Source organism: Leeia oryzae DSM 17879 (genome assembly GCF_000376945.1).
GTDB classification, from domain to species: Bacteria; Pseudomonadota; Gammaproteobacteria; order Burkholderiales; family Leeiaceae; genus Leeia; species Leeia oryzae.
Window position 1 is genome coordinate 42,793 of record NZ_AQXU01000012.1, and the last position, 17,642, is coordinate 60,434.

Genomic DNA, 17,642 nt, shown 5'->3' on the forward strand with positions numbered 1-17,642 from the left:
TGTGAGAATTAATGAGATGCATGTCGTTTCTGGGCCAGTGGCAACACTTCGCCAACAGTGATAAAAGAACCGAACACCAGTATCCTGTCTCGCTCTCCGGCTTGCTTAAATGCTGCATTCCAGGCTAGTTCCGGTGTGTCATAACTATGGGCTACCCCACCTCTGGCAATTATTTTTTCTGCAAGTTCAATGGCATTGGCGCCACGGGGCGGCGGCAGGCTGGCCAGCATCCAGACATCAATGTGTCCATCTAACAGTGCAATGACAGAATCCACATCCTTGTCGGCCATCATGCCACACACGGCAAACGTGCGTTCTGCATAACCCAGTTGCGACAAATTACTTGCCAATGCTTTGGCTGCATGAGGGTTATGTCCGACATCCAGAATAACTTGCGGCTGCCCGGGCAATACCTGAAAACGTCCAGGCAGTTCAACTTCCAAGAGTCCTCTGCGTATCGCCCCCATGCTCACAGGCAAAGTTGTTTGCAAGCAGGCAATAGCCGCCAATGCAGCAGCAGCATTATTCAGTTGGTAACTGCCCCTCAAGGCCGGTATTGGCAGAGATCGGTAATGCTTTTGCCCGCACCATGCATTCCATTGGTTTTCGACTCTGCGATACCCGAAGCCATGTTCATCCTGCGCCAGCGGCAACCAGTGCGCCCCGATTGCCCGGGCATGCGCCTCTACCGTTGCAGGTGGTAACGGATCGGCGCAAATGGCAGGAATGTCTTTGCGGAAGATGCCAGCCTTTTCAAACCCGATCGCCTCTCTTGTATTACCAAGAAACGCCTGATGATCAAGATCAATGCTGGTAATAACGGTGCATGAAGGCTCGAATGCATTGACGGCATCAAGACGCCCACCCAGACCAACTTCAAGAATGATGACATCCACCTTGGCTTGCATAAAAGCAGCCATAGCCGCCAGCGTACCGAATTCGAAGTACGTTAAGGCAACCTCACCTCTACCGGCTTCGACGGCCTGGAACGATTGGCACAAGGCCAGATCAGTAATCGGAGCCAAGTTGATCCGCACTCGCTCATGATAGCGGATCAGATGAGGAGAACTGTAAACACCAACGCTAAATCCGGCAGCGCTGTATATACGTTCCATCATGGCACAAACGGATCCTTTACCGTTCGTACCTGCAACCGTAATCACGGGTACTGACGGGGTTAGACCCATTTGGCTGATCACTGCATGCACACGGTCCAGACCAAGCTCAATCACATGAGCATGCAATGCTTCCAAATGATGAAGCCAGTCATCTACCGAATAACTGGCTAATTCCTTGGTATCCGGCATCAGGCATCCAGAACCGGATTGCGTTGCAACAAGGCAACCAGCTCGGCAACCTGTCTACGCAGATCACGACGATCCACGATCATGTCAATGGCACCATGTTCCAGCAGAAACTCTGATCGCTGGAAACCTTCAGGCAAGGTTTCACGAACCGTCTGCTCAATCACGCGCGGGCCGGCAAAACCGATCAAGGCACCAGGCTCGGCAATGACAACATCACCCAAAAAGGCAAAACTGGCCGATACACCACCCATGGTCGGGTCGGTCAACAAGGAGATAAATGGCAAACCTTTAGCAGACAATCTTGTCAGCGCAGCGCTGGTCTTTGACATCTGCATCAATGAGGAAAGGCCTTCCTGCATACGCGCACCACCAGATGCGGAGACACACATGAAGGGCACGCCTTGTTCAACAGCGGCATTCACGCCACGTACAAACCGCTCGCCCACCACGGACCCCATGGAGCCACCAATGAACTTGAATTCAAAAGCTGCAATCACGATTGGCTGACGCAGCACTGCACCTTGCATGACCACCAGCGCATCAGTCTCACCAGTGTCATTTTGGGCTGCAGACAAACGATCCGGATATTTACGACTATCCTTGAACTTTAGACTGTCGACTGGAGCCACTTCCGCACCAATCTCGAAGCGTCCTTCCGTGTCCAGCAACAAATCCAGACGTTGTCTGGCTGACAACGGATTGTGATGGTTACACTTCGGGCATACGTGGTGATTATTTTCCAGGTCCGTACGGTAAAGCACCGCCTCACAAGCAGAACACTTGCTCCACAGACCTTCCGGCACAACCGTTTTGCTCCCCGCTGGCTTGCTTTTGATCTTTGGGGGTAACAATTTTTGTAACCAGCTCATCCGGTATTCCTCACTTCAAAATTTCTAATATTTCAGCCAACAACCGTGGCTTCATCCATGGCCGTACGCAATGAACGCACCAAAGACTCCAGATTGGTCGCCATTGCATCTGCCGGGCTGTTTTCAATTTCTTTCACTAGCCGTGAACCGACAATCACAGCATCTGCGACTTTTGCGACCGCCGCTGCACCTGCGCCATCACTGATGCCAAAACCCACACCGATAGGTACTTGCAAATTCTCGCGCAAACCAGGCAAACGCTGGCCTACCGCACTGTAATCAACGTGTGCGGCGCCTGTGACCCCCTTGAGGGAGACATAGTAAACATAACCTCTGGCGCGCTCGGAAATTGCTTTGACACGAAAATCCGGGGTAGTAGGTGCAAGCAGATAGATCGGCGCCAGGTCTTTTTTCACCAACGCAGAAACCAGTCCATCACTTTCTTCAGGTGGCAAATCTACAATCAAGACACCATCCACACCCGAAGCCGCCGCATTCTCGGCAAATGCCTCATACCCCATCCGCTCAATCGGATTGGCATACCCCATCAGTACCACAGGGGTTGACGGGTTGGTTTCACGGAATTGCCGGACCATACCCAAAACGTCTTTCAGACCAACGCCATGCTTCAAGGCACGTTCACTAGCCCGCTGAATCACAGGGCCATCGGCCATCGGGTCAGAAAACGGGATGCCCAGTTCGATTAGATCAGCACCACCAGCAACCAGTGCATGCATAAGCGAAACAGTATGTGCAGGTGACGGATCCCCAGCAGTAATGAATGGGATCAACACCTTCTTGCGCTGGCTTAGCTGACTTTTGAATACATTATCAATTCGAGACATATGAGTATGGGCTTTTTCTAATCACAAAGTAATGCCGTCAATCCGCGCAACCGTATTAATATCCTTATCACCACGGCCAGACAGGTTCACCAGAATCCGTTGATCCTTCGCCAGCGTCGGCGCCAGTTTCTTGGCATAGGCTAACGCATGACTAGACTCCAAAGCTGGGATTATACCCTCAAAACGGCAAAGATCATGGAAAGCATCCATTGCTTCATCATCCGTCACCGCCGTGTACTGTGCACGCCCCATGTCTTTGAGCCAGCTGTGCTCAGGTCCGACCCCCGGATAATCAAGGCCTGCAGAGATTGAATGGGTTTCAATGATCTGCCCGTTTTCATCTTGCATCAGATAAGAGCGTGCGCCATGCAGGACCCCGGGAATCCCCGCTGACAACGGTGCAGCATGCTTGCCGCTTTCAAGTCCCAAGCCACCCGCTTCAACGCCCACCAGCTTGACAGACTCATCCTTAAGAAAATCATGGAACATGCCGATTGCGTTAGACCCGCCACCCACACATGCCACCACATAATCCGGCAAATGACCTGTCAGCTCCCGCATCTGGGCTTTGGCTTCACGACCAATCACGGACAGGAAGTCTCTGACCATCATCGGATAAGGATGCGGACCCGCGGCAGTACCCAGAATGTAGAAGGTATTATCCACATTGGTGACCCAATCCCTCATGGCTTCATTCAAGGCATCTTTCAGGGTCTTGGAGCCGCTGGATACCGGCACGACAGTTGCGCCCAGTAATTTCATGCGAAATACATTGGGTGCCTGACGTTGCACGTCCTCTTCACCCATATAAACAACGCACTCCATGCCATAGCGAGCTGCAACGGTCGCTGTTGCGACACCGTGCTGACCAGCGCCTGTCTCTGCAATTACACGCTTTTTCCCCATGCGCTTGGCCAGCAAAGCCTGACCCAATGCATTCGTAATCTTGTGTGCACCTGTGTGGTTCAGGTCTTCGCGCTTAAGAAAAATCTGTGCGCCACCAATTTGCTCTGACCAGCGCGCCGCATGGTAAACAGGGTTTGGGCGACCGACAAAATGCTTGAGCTCATATTCGAATTCACGCACGAACTCGGCATCATTCTTAAAAAAAGCATAACGTTCACGCAATTCGTCCAACGCGGACATCAAGGTTTCAGCGACGTAAATACCGCCATACGTACCGAAATGACCACGCGCATCAGGAACACTGTAGTAATCTGGCTGACTCATGCTTGCTCCGTTAATTCACTTTTCATGACTGCATTAATAAATGCACTGATTTTGAGATCGTCCTTGACGCCTTTTGAGGCCTCAACCCCGCCAGACACATCGACTGCCCATGGTCTGACCCGTGCTATTGCACGGCCAACATTTCCAGCGTCCAGCCCACCGGCCAAAATCACGGGCAGGGCCAATCGCTCGGGAATAAGCTGCCAATCAAACTGCTCACCCGTACCACCCGGCACACCGGGCACATAAGCATCCAGCAGCAAACCGGCAGCATCAGAATACATTTCTGCGTATTGTACCAAATCCAGCCCCGGTTTGACCCTAACTGCTTTGATATATGGTCGCTTAAATTGCCTGCAGTAAGCAGGCGACTCATCACCATGAAACTGTAACAGGTCCAGACCGGTCTCTTCCATGGTGTGGTAGACATCGGCATCATCCGCATCTACAAACAGGCCAACGCGGGTTACAAACGCAGGGACAAGCCTTACAAGGTCGCACGCCTTATCCACGGATACCGCACGCGGGCTTGGCGAATAAAACACAAAGCCGAGCGCATCAGCGCCGGCATTGACCGCTGACTGAACATCCTGAGCTCTGGTTAACCCGCAGATTTTTACCCGAACCCTAGCCTGTTTAAGAGACATATGTTTCCTTCGCTACCACGCCAGCCTGCCTGTTGTATTCCAGGTTGGCAGGGCATACTCATCCGGATAAAGCACCCCGGCAAGATACAGGCCTTCGGCTGCAAACATAGGCGCTGCCTTGTGGCGATCTTTGCCGTCGAGCACCTCTTTCACCCAGCCTGGTTGTACTTTCTGCGTGCCCACATGGATCAATGCGCCCACCAGATTTCTGACCATATGATGAAGAAATGCATTTGCGGTTGCCTGCACTTCTACTAAGACGCCATTCGAAGGCTGCGTACTAGCCAAAGCCACATTTAATAATTCAAGATTTTTAACGGGGGACTTCGCCTGACACTCGCTAGACCGGAATGCGCTGAAATCATGCTCACCCAAAAGCAAACCAGCGGCCTCCTGCATGAGAGACAAATCCAGTTTTTGATGTAACCAGCCAACCTGCCCTGCCAGCAGCGTTGGGCGAACAGGATGAGAGTAGATGAAATAACGATAATGCCGTTTGATAGCGGAGAAACGGGCATGAAAACGTTCATCAACAGGGCGAGCCCACATGACAGCCACATCGTCCGACATAAAACTGTTAACCCCGCGGACCCAAGCCATTTCAGGTCGATGCACCTCAACATCCACATGCACAACCTGCATGGATGCGTGCACACCCCGATCTGTTCTACCCGCTGCATGCACAGCCACCGGATGGCCAGCAATAGCTTCAATCGCCTTTTCAAGATGCGACTGAACTGTCTGGCAATCGGGCTGTCGTTGCCAACCGGCAAAACGATTCCCTCTGTATTCTACCCCAAGAGCCCAACGCATTGAATGTCCGTCGTCTTTCAAACCTGAAGCCAATCTGTTCGTACACAAAAAAACACAGCAATTGGTAAACAATTGCTGTGTTTTTTTGTTATCCAGCAAAGACTGGATTGTAACGTCTTGTTACCGAATCGTCAGCTTAAAGTATTCAGTAGCCTGTTAGCTTCCGCTTGCTGCTGAGCAGAGCCCTCAGTCAATACTTCCTCCAGAATCTCTTTGGCACCCTCATTATCCCCCATCTCGATATAAGCCTTTGCAAGGTCAAGCTTGGTCGCAGCAGGATCATCTGCATTAGTTGCGTCAAGACTTGGTTCCTCCATATCAGGCACATCTCCCAGATCGAGACTCAAACTATCCAAGTCCAGAGAGAAGTCATCACCGGAAGGGGTCGCTGGTTCTTCAACCGCTAATGACGGTGGTGCTTCTTGCACTGCCACAGCTTCAGAAGAAGGTACTTCTGGTTTTGATGGCTCGCCAAAATCACTACCCAAGTCAAAGTCAAAGTCGAGCAAATTGGCATCAGCTGGTGAAGCAGACAATTCTTCAGCAGCTTCACCTGGCGCGTCATCCGTATTCAACTCAATCCCGCCGAGATCTTCTAGTGGCTCATCCTCAACTTCTGATAACGCCAGAGAATCTTCTTCGGTCGTCAATTCTGGTACTGGCTCAAGCGTCGGTGCAGCAGTATGCTCTTCAACCGTATCAAACCCGAGATCACCGATATCAAAATCCAGCATGCCGCTACTGTCAGATGCAGGCACCTCAGGCGCCACTGCAGGTTCTTCCTGAGTAAGTTCAGGCACATCTTCATTTACAGAAGGTACTTGCGTCTCGACAGGAAGATCAAATACAGGCAAACCGCCAAAATCCAGGGAGTTATCATCCGCTACGGGCTTCTCTTCTTCTTGCGCAGCTGATGCTAGAGGCGAAATTTCTTCCGCAACACCCAGCACATCCTCAGCCTGGTGCTGACTTCCCTCAAGACCAGAAGAAGGTTGTTCAGCCTCGGCTCCGGCATCGGTTCCATACATCACATTACCGGGATCCAGGATGCGTCCCATTTCTGCAGCCTTAGCCCAATGTACGCCTTGCGCCTTGGTCTGATCATGCAATTCGTTGGCATGGGTTTCAAAGTTGCCAACGTCTTTGCGATTGAAATAAATTTCCATCAATTTCAAGCGCACTTCCTGCCTTGTCGCATCTTTTGCCAATGCATCTTTCAGAATCTCTTCTGCCTGTGGATCTCTGCCGTAAGCGAGATACACCTCTGCCTCGGCGATTGGATCCACTTCATCTGTATCAATCGCGCCAAGGCCTTCCCGACTAAAGTCCGTCAGGAACGAATTTTCAGTCACACCGGTATTGATAATTGCACCACCAGTGCTGCCAATATTGGTATTAGCGCGCAAATCGCTACCCGTGATGATGCTGTCAGAAAAAGCAACATTACGCCGTCTGCGCCATATCAGCAGGCCACCAAGCAATGCAATTACCCCTGCACCACCACCTACCAATGGCAAATTCTGCATCACTTGATCCATGAGCGTAGGCTCTGGTTCTTCCGGCATGAAGACAACTTTTGGCTTTTTGTTTTTCTTGGCCGGCTGAGAAGCCACCACTTCCACAGGCACCGATGCAACTACTTCAGCGGGCTTGGATGCAATCTGTTCTACAGGTTTGGATGCAACACCTTCAGGCTTGGAAGCAGCAGCCTCTTTCACAGCCTGTTGTTCAACTTTTGCACCGGTACTACTTTTCAACTCCAGCAATTGCTTGAGCTTTTTGTTCATGCTTTCAAGTTCAGCAAGCCGCGCAGCAGTTTCTTTGACTGTCCGGTCTTTGGCGACGGCCTCATCCTGCAACGCATTAATTTTATCTTGCAGGGATTTGATCTGCTGCCCGTCTTTTGTCGCTTTGCCCAATTCAGCCTGAGACAGTTTGACAATGTCTTTGCTGGCAGCTTGTGCAGGAGCAGATTTGTCTTCTACTTTTGCCGTTACCTTGCCCGATGCAACGTTACTGCTAGCGGCGGCAGGTTGCGTATTAGCAGCAACAGCGCCTGCAAGCTTCTGTTTGTACGCTTGCCAGTTTTCAGCCTGAACCTTGATTTCCTTGTGTGCATCTTCCGCGCTTAGAGATTTCACTTCATTCGCGTCAGGCATCTTGATGATGCTACCCACTTTGAGCAAGTTCATGTTCTGGCGATCAAATGCTGTCGGATTGGCCTTGTATAGTCCAACCAGCATCTGGTCAAGGGTCACGTCCGTTGCTTTATTCCGGGCAGCAATCGCCGCAAGCGTATCACCACGTTTTACTTTGTAGTCGGATGTTTGCGATGACTGACTGTCAGCCGGATTTTCTTCAGGCTTTGGCTGTGCTTCTGAGGAGATTTTGGCCGGCTTGCTAACCACTTTGGTTTTGCGTTTGGCTGTTGATTTGCTGGTAGTCTTTGGCAAATCAACCATAACAGGTTGCTGTGCCTGACTTGTTGCAGTGTTAGCCGTATAGTCAGCAGGATCAAGAAGTGCGGTGAATTCTTTTACCATTTTCCCGGAAGGCCAGGAAAGCTCCACCAGCATGTCAATAAAAGGTTCGTTGATTGGCTGGTTGGTTGTGACCCGGATATAAGAGCGATTCGCACGCTTCTCGATCGCAAATCGAGCGGCCGCCAAGTGCGACGGAAACTCAATCTTTGCATCTTTGAAAGCTTCTGCCGAAGCCAGCCTGATCATGAAACTTGTCGGATCTTCATTCGGGGCCGTGGCCAGTTCAATTTCCGCACTCAGCGGTTGACCAAGTCCGGAAAGCACCGTCAACTTACCCAAACCTGCAGCATTTACTGAATAGGGCAGTACGATGAATGCGGCAGCCATTAATCCGGCTTTTGTTTTAGCGTTCACGGGCACGATGCCTCTCCTTGGCCAAGCAAAAATGTTTTTAGACGTTATATTTTAAAATAACATCATGATGTTAGCGCTGCAAGTTTATCATTAACATGAGTTATATCACGCAGAAAGCTATTTTTAATCATTATTTCATTAAAAATCAGCGCTCAAGCTTAGCACCGAGAAAAAATGACGTATAAATTTAATCTCAATCTTTGATTGAATCTAGCAAATTAACAACACTTTTTGCGGTTAGCGCAATCGAATCAGCTGTCAGCCAGCAGGTAAAACGCGTTGCGGATACTTGTTTCAGCCTGCTGACATAAATACTGGATTTGCCAATCACATCAATTGGCGTCATATAACCGCCGGCTTTGGCTTCATCAATTCGTTTCAATGACGCATGAGCATCAATCAGGTCCGTCAGCTTGGTATTGGCATCAACAGGATAACAAAGATCAATCACTAACTTGATTGCCGTTCCATAAAATACCGGTACTTGAACGGCTGTAGCTGAAAGCGCCATTTCGCTACCATCAGAATGTTGCTGAATATCTGCCAGCAAGCCAGCCTCAAGCTGCGTATCACCTTCATCATTAAACAACCCGACCTGGGGAATGGCATTAAACGCAGCACGCACAGGAAATGCAGCAATTTCTATGTCCTGGTTATTAAACAAGCCAATGGTTTGCTGCGCCAGTTCTTCCACCCCAGCTCGCCCCCTGGCAGCTGCAGGTTGCAGTAAAGTTGCATCCACGGCAGCAATACCATGTTCTTCTTCAAACACTTGCAACAACGGTTTAAGAATTGCAAACGCGGGTGTCACAAACCTGACCTCTTGGGCATCTTCCGGCCACTCACATCCTGGCATCATGGAGTCGCCATTAGACAGCTGTGATACACGTACAATCTTGTTGCCTTTGGCGACGGCACGAGGGATAAACCGATCTGCAACAATATCCGGCACAGCAAAAATCGAAATATCCACTTGCGAGAAGTCAAAATCATCCAGCGTTCTGACTGATAAGTCCCGCCCCTGAAAGTGCAAAGTTTCTCCAAACGACTCAGCGGATGCAACTGCAAATACCTCATCAAACTCAAGAGTCGAGTCTGCCAGCGCATCCAGCACAGACTCACCGACCACACCAGTTGCACCAACTACCGCAAGAGAAGCTTTTTTATTCATTAACCAACCACCTTTAATTCAATCATCAAAAAAACGTATTTACCGGCAAAAACCGGCATGCGTCTCTTAAAGCCCGTTTACAAGCACAAAGGGCGCCTCAAGTTGCGCCCTTTGCATGTTACTTAGCTATCAGCATAGCCAGATTTGCATCTTATTTATCCAGCAGAATTCTCAGCATCCGGCGCAGTGGTTCTGCTGCGCCCCACAGCAGCTGATCACCAATCACAAATGCAGACAAATACTCTGGCCCCATGTTCAATTTACGAACACGGCCAACCCCTACTTGCAATCCACCTGTAATGGAAGCTGGGGTCAGTTCTTGCTCTGTAATACTGCGATCATTTGGAACCCACTTCACCCATTGATTACCGGATTTGATAATGGATTCAATCTCGCTCAGTGGCAAATCCTTCTTCAGCTTGATCGTCAGTGCCAAGCTATGGCAGCGCATTGCACCAATACGCACACACAAACCGTCCACTGGGACAATTTGCTCATTACCCAGAATCTTGTTAACTTCCGCCTGACCTTTCCATTCTTCCTTGGACTGACCATTATCAAGCTGTTTGTCGATCCATGGAATCAGGCCGCCGGCCAGTGGGGCAGGGAAAAATTCGCGAGGTACATCTTCACGAATGGTTTTAGCAACTTTGCGATCAATTTCCAGAATGGCAGATGATGGGGTTGCCAGTTCTTCAGCAACTGCAGAATGGATAACGCCCATCCCTTTCAGCAGTTCACGCATGTGGTTTGCACCGCCACCTGAGGCTGCTTGATAAGTCATGGAACTGACCCAGTCAACCAGACCTTCACGGAACAAAGCCCCAACGCCCATCAACATGATGGAATTTGTACAGTTGCCACCGATAAAGTTTTTGATGCCTTTTGTCAGGCCATCCTTGATTACGTTCAGGTTGACCGGGTCAAGAATAATCAGGCTATCTTCATCCATCCGCAACGTAGATGCCGCATCAATCCAGTAGCCTGTCCAGCCTGCAGCACGCAACTGTGGAAAAATCTCGGTGGTATAGTCACCACCCTGGCAGGAAATGATGGCGTCCATACCTTTCAAGGCATCGATCGAACGTGCATCCTGCAAGACTGGTACAGTCTTGCCCACATCTGGAGCCTGCCCGCCAACATTACTGGTCGTGAAGAAAACCGGATCAATCAAGGCAAAATCCTGTTCTTCGCGCATGCGCTGCATCAGAACAGAACCAACCATACCACGCCAACCTACAAAACCAACTCGCATTGCTTTCCCCTACATTGTCAGTGTCGCCCCGCTTTTCTGGCCCCTACCGCTTGCGGGGCCAAGACGGAAGGTGCATGACTTTAAACCAAGACGGTGGTCTTGGTTTTCTTGGTAATAATGGTGGTGGAAAGCACTGTCACGGCGACTACAGACGCAACAATGCCTGCCTTGTGGGCATGCTTGCGTAGCAGTTTGGCCAATGTGACAGGTAGTCGGTTCATCGCGTTAATCGTGCTTTCCGTATTTGATGGGATCAAGAGGATAAATCTATGATTTTCCTGATAATAACCTAAAACTTCTTAGAGTGCAGCCAAAACTGCATCCCCCATTTGGGTTGTAGATACCTTATTGGTGCCCGGCTCGAAAATATCTCCGGTACGATACCCTTGTGCCAATACTTTCTTGACTGCGTTTTCAATCCGGAGCGCATGCTCTTCCAGACCAAAGCTGTAACGAAGCATCATGGCCGCAGACAGGATGGTCGCCAGCGGGTTGGCCATGTCTTTACCGGCAATATCCGGTGCAGAGCCATGGCAAGGCTCATACAAACCCTTGTTGTTTTCGTCCAGAGAAGCAGACGGCAGCATACCGATAGATCCGGTCAGCATGGAAGCCTCATCCGACAAAATGTCACCAAACATGTTGCCCGTCACCATCACATCAAACTGCTTCGGATTACGTACCAATTGCATGGCGGCGTTATCCACCAGCATATGGCTCAATTCGATGTCCTGATAGTCTTTATGAACCTCAGTGACCACGTCACGCCATAGCTGGGTAGACTCCAGTACGTTCATCTTGTCGACTGAACATACTTTGCGATTGCGACGACGCGCTGTTTCGAAAGCCACTTTGGCAATACGGCGAATTTCTGACTCACTGTAAACCATGGTGTTGTAACCAACACGTTCACCACCACGCATCTCGATACCACGAGGCTCACCGAAGTAAATGTCACCCACCAGCTCGCGGATGATAATGATATCCAGACCTGAAACCACTTCTGGTTTCAGGGTGGATGCATTGGCCAGTTCAGGGTAAAGAATGGCCGGTCGCAAGTTTGCAAAGACACCCAGTTGCTTGCGAATACCCAACAGGCCGCGCTCCGGACGTTGCTCGCGCGGCAGTGAGTCCCATTTTGGGCCACCTACTGCGCCAAGCAAAATTGCATCAGCAGCTTGCGCCAGCTTTTGTGTTGCTTCCGGATAAGGCGTCCCGGTTTCATCCACTGCACCACCGCCCAGCAGAGCGTATTCAAACTCCATCTTTAAACCATCTGCGCGCAATACTTCCAGCACCCGCATGGCCTGTGCAATGATTTCCGGACCGATGCCATCACCTGGCAATACACAAATCTTCATTCTTTATGACCCATCAAAATGCGTAATTAATAAACTTGAATCGTTCAGGCAAACAACCAAGGCTGCTGTTGGCGGCGCTGATCTTCAAATGCCTTGATCTTGTCTGCATGTGCCAGTGTCAGGCCGATTTCATCCAGCCCATTAAGCATGCAATGCTTGCGATGCTCTGTAATGTCAAAAGCGTACGATTGACCATCTGGTGTTGAAACCGTCTGAGCCGCCAGATCAATCATCAGCTTATAGCCCTCGTTACCCGCAGTTGCTGCAAACAGTTTGTCCACTACTTCGGCTGGCAACACGATTGGCAACACGCCATTTTTGTAACAGTTGTTGAAGAAAATGTCTGCAAAGCTTGGTGCAATCACCGCCCTGAAACCGTAATCCTCCAGCGCCCAAGGTGCATGCTCCCTGCTGGAGCCGCAGCCAAAGTTCTCCCGTGCCAACAGAACCTGTGCACCTTTGTAACGAGGGAAATTCAGAACAAACTCAGGATTCAACGGACGAACTGAGTTGTCCATTCCGGGCTCGCCATGATCCAGATAACGCCACTCATCAAACAGGTTCGGGCCAAAACCGGAACGCTTGATTGATTTCAGAAACTGCTTAGGAATAATGGCGTCTGTATCTACGTTTGCACGATCCAGCGGGCAAACCAAACCATTCAGTGTCGTAAACGCTTGCATTAACTTGCTGCTTTCTGGATGGCCTCGCCACCCTTCTGAATATCCTTACCAACACCTTTGACGGTATTACAAGCAGAAAGGGTGAAACCCAAAGCCAATACCATCAGGCATTTCAATACTGTGCTCATCAGAGATCTCCTTTAGCTCGCTTGTCTGTCAGGCATTGAATTGCCAGTCACGGACATCAACAAAATGGCCCTTGATCGCTGCGGCAGCCGCCATTGCCGGACTCACCAGATGCGTACGGCCACCCTGCCCCTGACGACCTTCAAAGTTACGGTTACTGGTTGACGCACAGCGCTCACCCGGATTGAGGCGGTCAGCATTCATGGCCAGACACATTGAACATCCTGGCTCGCGCCATTCAAACCCGGCTTCAATAAAGACTTTATGCAGCCCTTCTGACTCAGCCTGCGCCTTGACGAGGCCAGAGCCAGGCACCACCAGCACGGCTTTAACGCTATTGGCCTTCTTGTAACCTTTGGCAATGGCAGCCGCTTCGCGCAAGTCTTCAATTCGGGAATTGGTACAGGAGCCGATAAACACGATATCCAGTGGAATATCGGATATGGGCGTATCAGCGGCCAAGCCCATATAGCTCAAGGCACGTTCGATGGAACCACGCTTGACGCTGTTTGACTCTGCAGCAGGGTTTGGTACGGCAGCATCAATACCGACGACCATTTCTGGCGAGGTACCCCAGGTAACTTGCGGAACAATCGCGGCGGCATCCAGCTCAACAACCTCATCAAACACGGCGCCTTCGTCAGACACCAGTGTGCGCCAGTAGGCGGCAGCGGCTTCAAACTGGTCGGCCTTTGGTGCAAACGGGCGGCCTTTGACATAGTCGATGGTTTTTTCATCCACCGCCACCATACCGGCACGTGCGCCAGCTTCAATCGCCATGTTGCAAAGCGTCATGCGCCCTTCCATGGAGAGTGACCGGATGGCTGAACCACCGAATTCGATGGCATAACCGGTACCGCCAGCAGTACCAATCTTGCCGATCACGGCCAAAGCAATATCTTTTGCGGTCACGCCAACAGGCAGCTCACCCTCGACCTTGACCAGCATCGCTTTGGATTTTTTGGCAACCAGGGTTTGTGTTGCAAGGACATGCTCGACTTCTGACGTACCGATACCATGCGCGAGACAGGCAAAGGCACCATGCGTTGATGTATGACTGTCACCGCATACCACGGTCATGCCTGGCAATGTTGCACCCTGCTCCGGACCAACGACATGGACAATGCCCTGGCCTTTATCTTTGAATGGAAAATAGGCAAGTGAGCCGACTTCACGGATGTTGGCATCCAGCGTGTCTACTTGCTGTTTGGATACAGGGTCAAGAATGCCCTTGTCCCAATCTGTTGTCGGCGTATTGTGGTCAGCGGTAGCCACAATGGAACTGATTCGCCAAGGTTTGCGACCAGCCAGTTTCAGGCCTTCAAATGCCTGCGGGCTTGTGACCTCATGAATAAGGTGGCGATCGATGTAAAGCAAAGCGGTACCATCAGATTCCTGATGAACAACGTGGCTTTGCCAGAGTTTGTCGTACAACGTCTGCGCGGTCATAATCGTATGCTTCTTCTGCTGAATTTAACATCGGGAGCTTTCGATTATTACATACGCAGCGCAGCAAAAACAGGGGAAAAAACGTCAATCGCCAGCTTCAGATTGAAAAAAATGCGCATCCCGAGTGGATTGTGCAATCTGTTACACAAAAGTATCTACAGCCAGACCATCCAATGACTTGCCATGTCGAGCCACCACAACATTAGACACGTCACTGGCACCAATGCCTTCTGTAACCCGTCCATTAGCTCCCATGCCAGCCACAATACCCACTTTGCGACCGTTGGACTTTTCCTGTTGCTGCGATGCCTGCTGGCGGTCCGACCCTACATTCACATTGGTTAATGAAAGGCCACTACCAGCAAACATTTCAATGAGTCTTGGTGCGGCAGACTGGATAGCCTCACGGACTGCAATATGTGGCGATGTAAAACTGATGGATGCTTCCTGGTTTTGAATGTTCAATTTGACAGAAACAGGTCCGAGATTAGGCGGATTGAGCTGAAGCTCTGCATTCTGGATATCCTTGCCGGCCATGAGCACCACCCGTTGAGACATGGCATCTGCCCAGCCCTTTTCATGAACCGGTACATCGACAGAATCATGATAAGAGACCTTGGCATTGACCATGATCTTCTGAGCTTCTGGCTGGTTGGGCGTATCAATCATCTTCTCATGCATATGGAACATGAGCTGGGTACGGAAACTTTCATCATTCGCAGCAGGATCATCACCGGCAGCGCCGGTGCCGTCCTGATCGGCAACATCTGCCGCCGAAGCCAATACAGCGGCATCATTTGCCGGCACTGCGGTGGTCACATCCAGTGCCGGTGGTGTGTCAGTACCTGATGTCGTCTCGTCAGCCGGTACTGTCGCTTGTGGCGTTAGATGCATGGATGCCAGCAGAGCCGCAGCCAATTGCTGAAAGCTGGCATCGGCATTAAGCGCCTGATCGTCTTTCGTGGCCGCAGAATCCGTCGTGACCTTTAACTTGATCATCGCGTCTGCCTTTGCCCCACCTAAAAGACCGGCAGCATTCAGAAACTGGGATAATGATTGGTCATCTGCCCCTTTAGGCAGCGCACCTTTTAGCAACTGAGAGAAACCTGAAGCAGTCTGGCTTGACGCTGCGCTAGCAGCATTTGCCGCTGGAGCAGGCGCTTTAAGGTTAACGTGCGTAGCAGTAATGACAAACATGGAGGACTCCCGTGGCAATTCTGCAATGTAATAAGCAGATTTCGTGCCAGAAGCCGGTCGGAACTATTCTTTCGGGATTTTGTGATGAGAAACACGTCCTGCAAACTCGTCTATCAGCTTTTGCTCCTGCTTGGACTCTTTCTTGAGTTCTGCTTGCTGATGACGGACTTGCAAGGTGTCAAAAGCCTGGACCTTTTGACGCTTTTGCATCCAGGCTTGTTGTGATGCCGTGACCAGTTGCTGGCAACGGGCAATATCGTTTTGCTGCTGTTCAATTGCCACATCCAGCTTGGACATGAACAATTGATAATCCCGCCATTGATTGACGCTCATGCCCTGCTGCTGGGTATTGTGCAGCCGGTCTTGATAGTCTTGTCTGTATTGTTGCAGCATGGCCAATTGTTGCTCACTTTGCGTCAGCCTTTGCCGCGCCTCCTGCATGGCGCGAGCCGCTTTTTCTTCATCGTCCTTTGCCATATCCAGCAGGCGAGAAAAAGGAAAGCGGCTCATGATAATTTAACAGTCAATTAGCGGCTACGACGTGCTGCGATACGCGGCGTTGAAACGCGAACATCCGCATTCTGGCCACGGTGGCGCAATGCGTGATCAATCAGGACCAGTGCCAGCATGGCTTCCGCGATCGGTGTCGCACGAATACCCACGCACGGATCATGACGCCCGGTTGTCTGCATCAATACAGATTCACCTTGTTTATTGATGGAATGACGGTCTTGCGGGATGCTGGATGTCGGTTTGATAGCAATACTGACCGTAACATCCTGCCCTGTTGAGACACCACCCAGTACACCACCCGCATGATTGGAGGCAAAGCCTTCTGGCGTCAGTTCATCGCAGTGTTCAGAACCACGTTGAGCAATGGATTTAAAACCTGCCCCAATTTCAACGCCCTTAACGGCATTAATGCCCATCATGGCATAGGCAATATCAGCATCCAGGCGGTCAAATACTGGCTCCCCCCAACCGACAGGCACACCTTCTGCGACCACTTCAATTCTTGCACCAATCGAATCCCGTGCGGCGCGAATCTCGTCCATGTAGGACTCAAGTTGCGGCACGATGGCTTCATTAGGAGCAAAAAACGGATTCTGTTGTACAAAGTCCCATGACACGAACGGGATATCGACCTCGCCAAGCTGACTCATATAACCACGAATCTGAATTCCGAAATGCTCTTTCAGCCATTTTTTGGCAATCGCTCCAGCGGCTACACGTACCGCGGTTTCTCTGGCACTGGAACGCCCGCCACCCCGATAGTCACGAATACCGTATTTGTGCCACCAGGAATAATCCGCATGTCCCGGACGAAACGTATCCATGATTTTGGAGTAGTCTTGACTGCGCTGGTCGGTATTCCGGATTAACAGTGCAATCGGAGCCCCGGTCGTTTTGCCTTCAAAAACGCCAGAGAGAATTTCGACGGCATCCGGCTCTTTGCGTTGCGTCACGTGCCGGGAAGTACCAGGTTTGCGACGGTCCAGCTCCAATTGAATGTCCGCTTCCGTAATCTCTAATCCTGGAGGACAACCATCCACCACACAGCCGATACCAGGGCCATGACTTTCACCAAAAGACGTTACTGTAAACAAGAGACCAAACGTATTGCCAGACATGCGAATCAGCCTTAAATCAGGATTTGTACGATAGCTGATTCTAACATAACTCCTATTCATGGCTTTAAAAAGCTCATTCTCTTCGTCGAACAAATACACCATCAAGCATGCTATATTGCATCACCTGATGCTATAAACATATAACCACAAGGTCTTTAAAC

Annotated in this window: 17 protein-coding genes; all 17 read right to left on the minus strand. The window is 50.6% G+C overall.

Annotation, left to right across the window (positions count from 1 at the left end):
* Positions 1-8: 8 nt before the first annotated feature.
* The 17 genes from folC to aroC all read right to left on the minus strand — a co-directional run bounded on the left by folC (position 9) and on the right by aroC (position 17,481).
* Positions 9-1,307, minus strand: coding sequence for a bifunctional tetrahydrofolate synthase/dihydrofolate synthase (folC, locus tag F552_RS0101415; protein WP_018149927.1), 1,299 nt, complete (start codon positions 1,305-1,307; stop codon positions 9-11).
* Entirely contained in the window at positions 1,307-2,176 is an 870-nt protein-coding gene (gene accD / locus F552_RS0101420; protein ID WP_018149928.1) for an acetyl-CoA carboxylase, carboxyltransferase subunit beta, read from the minus strand. The genes folC and accD overlap by 1 nt, the downstream gene beginning before the upstream one ends.
* Positions 2,177-2,208: 32 nt before the next feature.
* Positions 2,209-3,021 (minus strand): tryptophan synthase subunit alpha, encoded by an 813-nt coding sequence (gene trpA / locus F552_RS0101425; protein WP_018149929.1) that lies wholly within the window; start codon positions 3,019-3,021, stop codon positions 2,209-2,211.
* Positions 3,022-3,042: 21 nt separating this feature from the next.
* On the minus strand, positions 3,043-4,251 hold the full coding sequence (trpB, locus tag F552_RS0101430; RefSeq protein ID WP_018149930.1) for a tryptophan synthase subunit beta: 1,209 nt from the start codon (positions 4,249-4,251) through the stop codon (positions 3,043-3,045).
* On the minus strand, positions 4,248-4,898 hold the full coding sequence (locus tag F552_RS0101435) for a phosphoribosylanthranilate isomerase (protein ID WP_018149931.1): 651 nt from the start codon (positions 4,896-4,898) through the stop codon (positions 4,248-4,250). The genes trpB and F552_RS0101435 overlap by 4 nt, the downstream gene beginning before the upstream one ends.
* A gap of 12 nt (positions 4,899-4,910) precedes the next feature.
* Positions 4,911-5,711 carry a tRNA pseudouridine(38-40) synthase TruA gene (truA, locus tag F552_RS0101440; RefSeq protein ID WP_018149932.1) on the minus strand — a complete coding sequence of 267 codons (801 nt, stop codon included), beginning with the start codon at positions 5,709-5,711 and terminating at the stop codon, positions 4,911-4,913.
* A 131-nt stretch (positions 5,712-5,842) separates the two neighbouring features.
* Positions 5,843-8,614: a motility hub landmark protein FimV gene (locus tag F552_RS0101445; RefSeq protein ID WP_156802189.1), complete on the minus strand. Its 2,772-nt coding sequence runs from the start codon at positions 8,612-8,614 to the stop codon at positions 5,843-5,845.
* 187 nt (positions 8,615-8,801) lie between these two features.
* On the minus strand, positions 8,802-9,779 hold the full coding sequence (locus F552_RS0101450) for an Asd/ArgC dimerization domain-containing protein (protein WP_018149934.1): 978 nt from the start codon (positions 9,777-9,779) through the stop codon (positions 8,802-8,804).
* Between the two features lie 151 nt (positions 9,780-9,930).
* On the minus strand, positions 9,931-11,034 hold the full coding sequence (gene asd, locus F552_RS0101455) for an aspartate-semialdehyde dehydrogenase (protein WP_026182284.1): 1,104 nt from the start codon (positions 11,032-11,034) through the stop codon (positions 9,931-9,933).
* 80 nt (positions 11,035-11,114) lie between these two features.
* Complete coding sequence (locus tag F552_RS20440) at positions 11,115-11,255, minus strand: hypothetical protein (RefSeq protein ID WP_018149936.1); 141 nt, start codon at positions 11,253-11,255, stop codon at positions 11,115-11,117.
* A 78-nt stretch (positions 11,256-11,333) separates the two neighbouring features.
* Entirely contained in the window at positions 11,334-12,395 is a 1,062-nt protein-coding gene (gene leuB, locus F552_RS0101465) for a 3-isopropylmalate dehydrogenase (RefSeq protein WP_018149937.1), read from the minus strand.
* Between the two features lie 44 nt (positions 12,396-12,439).
* On the minus strand, positions 12,440-13,078 hold the full coding sequence (gene leuD / locus F552_RS0101470; RefSeq protein ID WP_018149938.1) for a 3-isopropylmalate dehydratase small subunit: 639 nt from the start codon (positions 13,076-13,078) through the stop codon (positions 12,440-12,442).
* Positions 13,078-13,206, minus strand: a complete 129-nt coding sequence (locus F552_RS20265) for an entericidin A/B family lipoprotein (RefSeq protein WP_018149939.1) — start codon at positions 13,204-13,206, stop codon at positions 13,078-13,080. Before F552_RS20265 ends, leuD begins: the two co-directional genes overlap by 1 nt.
* 28 nt (positions 13,207-13,234) lie before the next feature.
* A complete protein-coding gene (gene leuC / locus F552_RS0101480) occupies positions 13,235-14,653 on the minus strand; it encodes a 3-isopropylmalate dehydratase large subunit (protein ID WP_018149940.1) in 1,419 nt (472 codons plus the stop codon).
* 141 nt (positions 14,654-14,794) lie between these two features.
* Entirely contained in the window at positions 14,795-15,850 is a 1,056-nt protein-coding gene (locus tag F552_RS19865) for a flagellar hook-length control protein FliK (RefSeq protein WP_083917396.1), read from the minus strand.
* Positions 15,851-15,913: 63 nt separating this feature from the next.
* Positions 15,914-16,360: a flagellar export protein FliJ gene (gene fliJ, locus F552_RS0101490; RefSeq protein WP_018149942.1), complete on the minus strand. Its 447-nt coding sequence runs from the start codon at positions 16,358-16,360 to the stop codon at positions 15,914-15,916.
* A 17-nt stretch (positions 16,361-16,377) separates the two neighbouring features.
* The gene (aroC, locus tag F552_RS0101495; RefSeq protein ID WP_018149943.1) at positions 16,378-17,481 is read right to left on the minus strand and encodes a chorismate synthase; all 1,104 of its coding nucleotides are present in this window, start codon (positions 17,479-17,481) and stop codon (positions 16,378-16,380) included.
* Between the last annotated feature and the right edge of the window lie 161 nt (positions 17,482-17,642).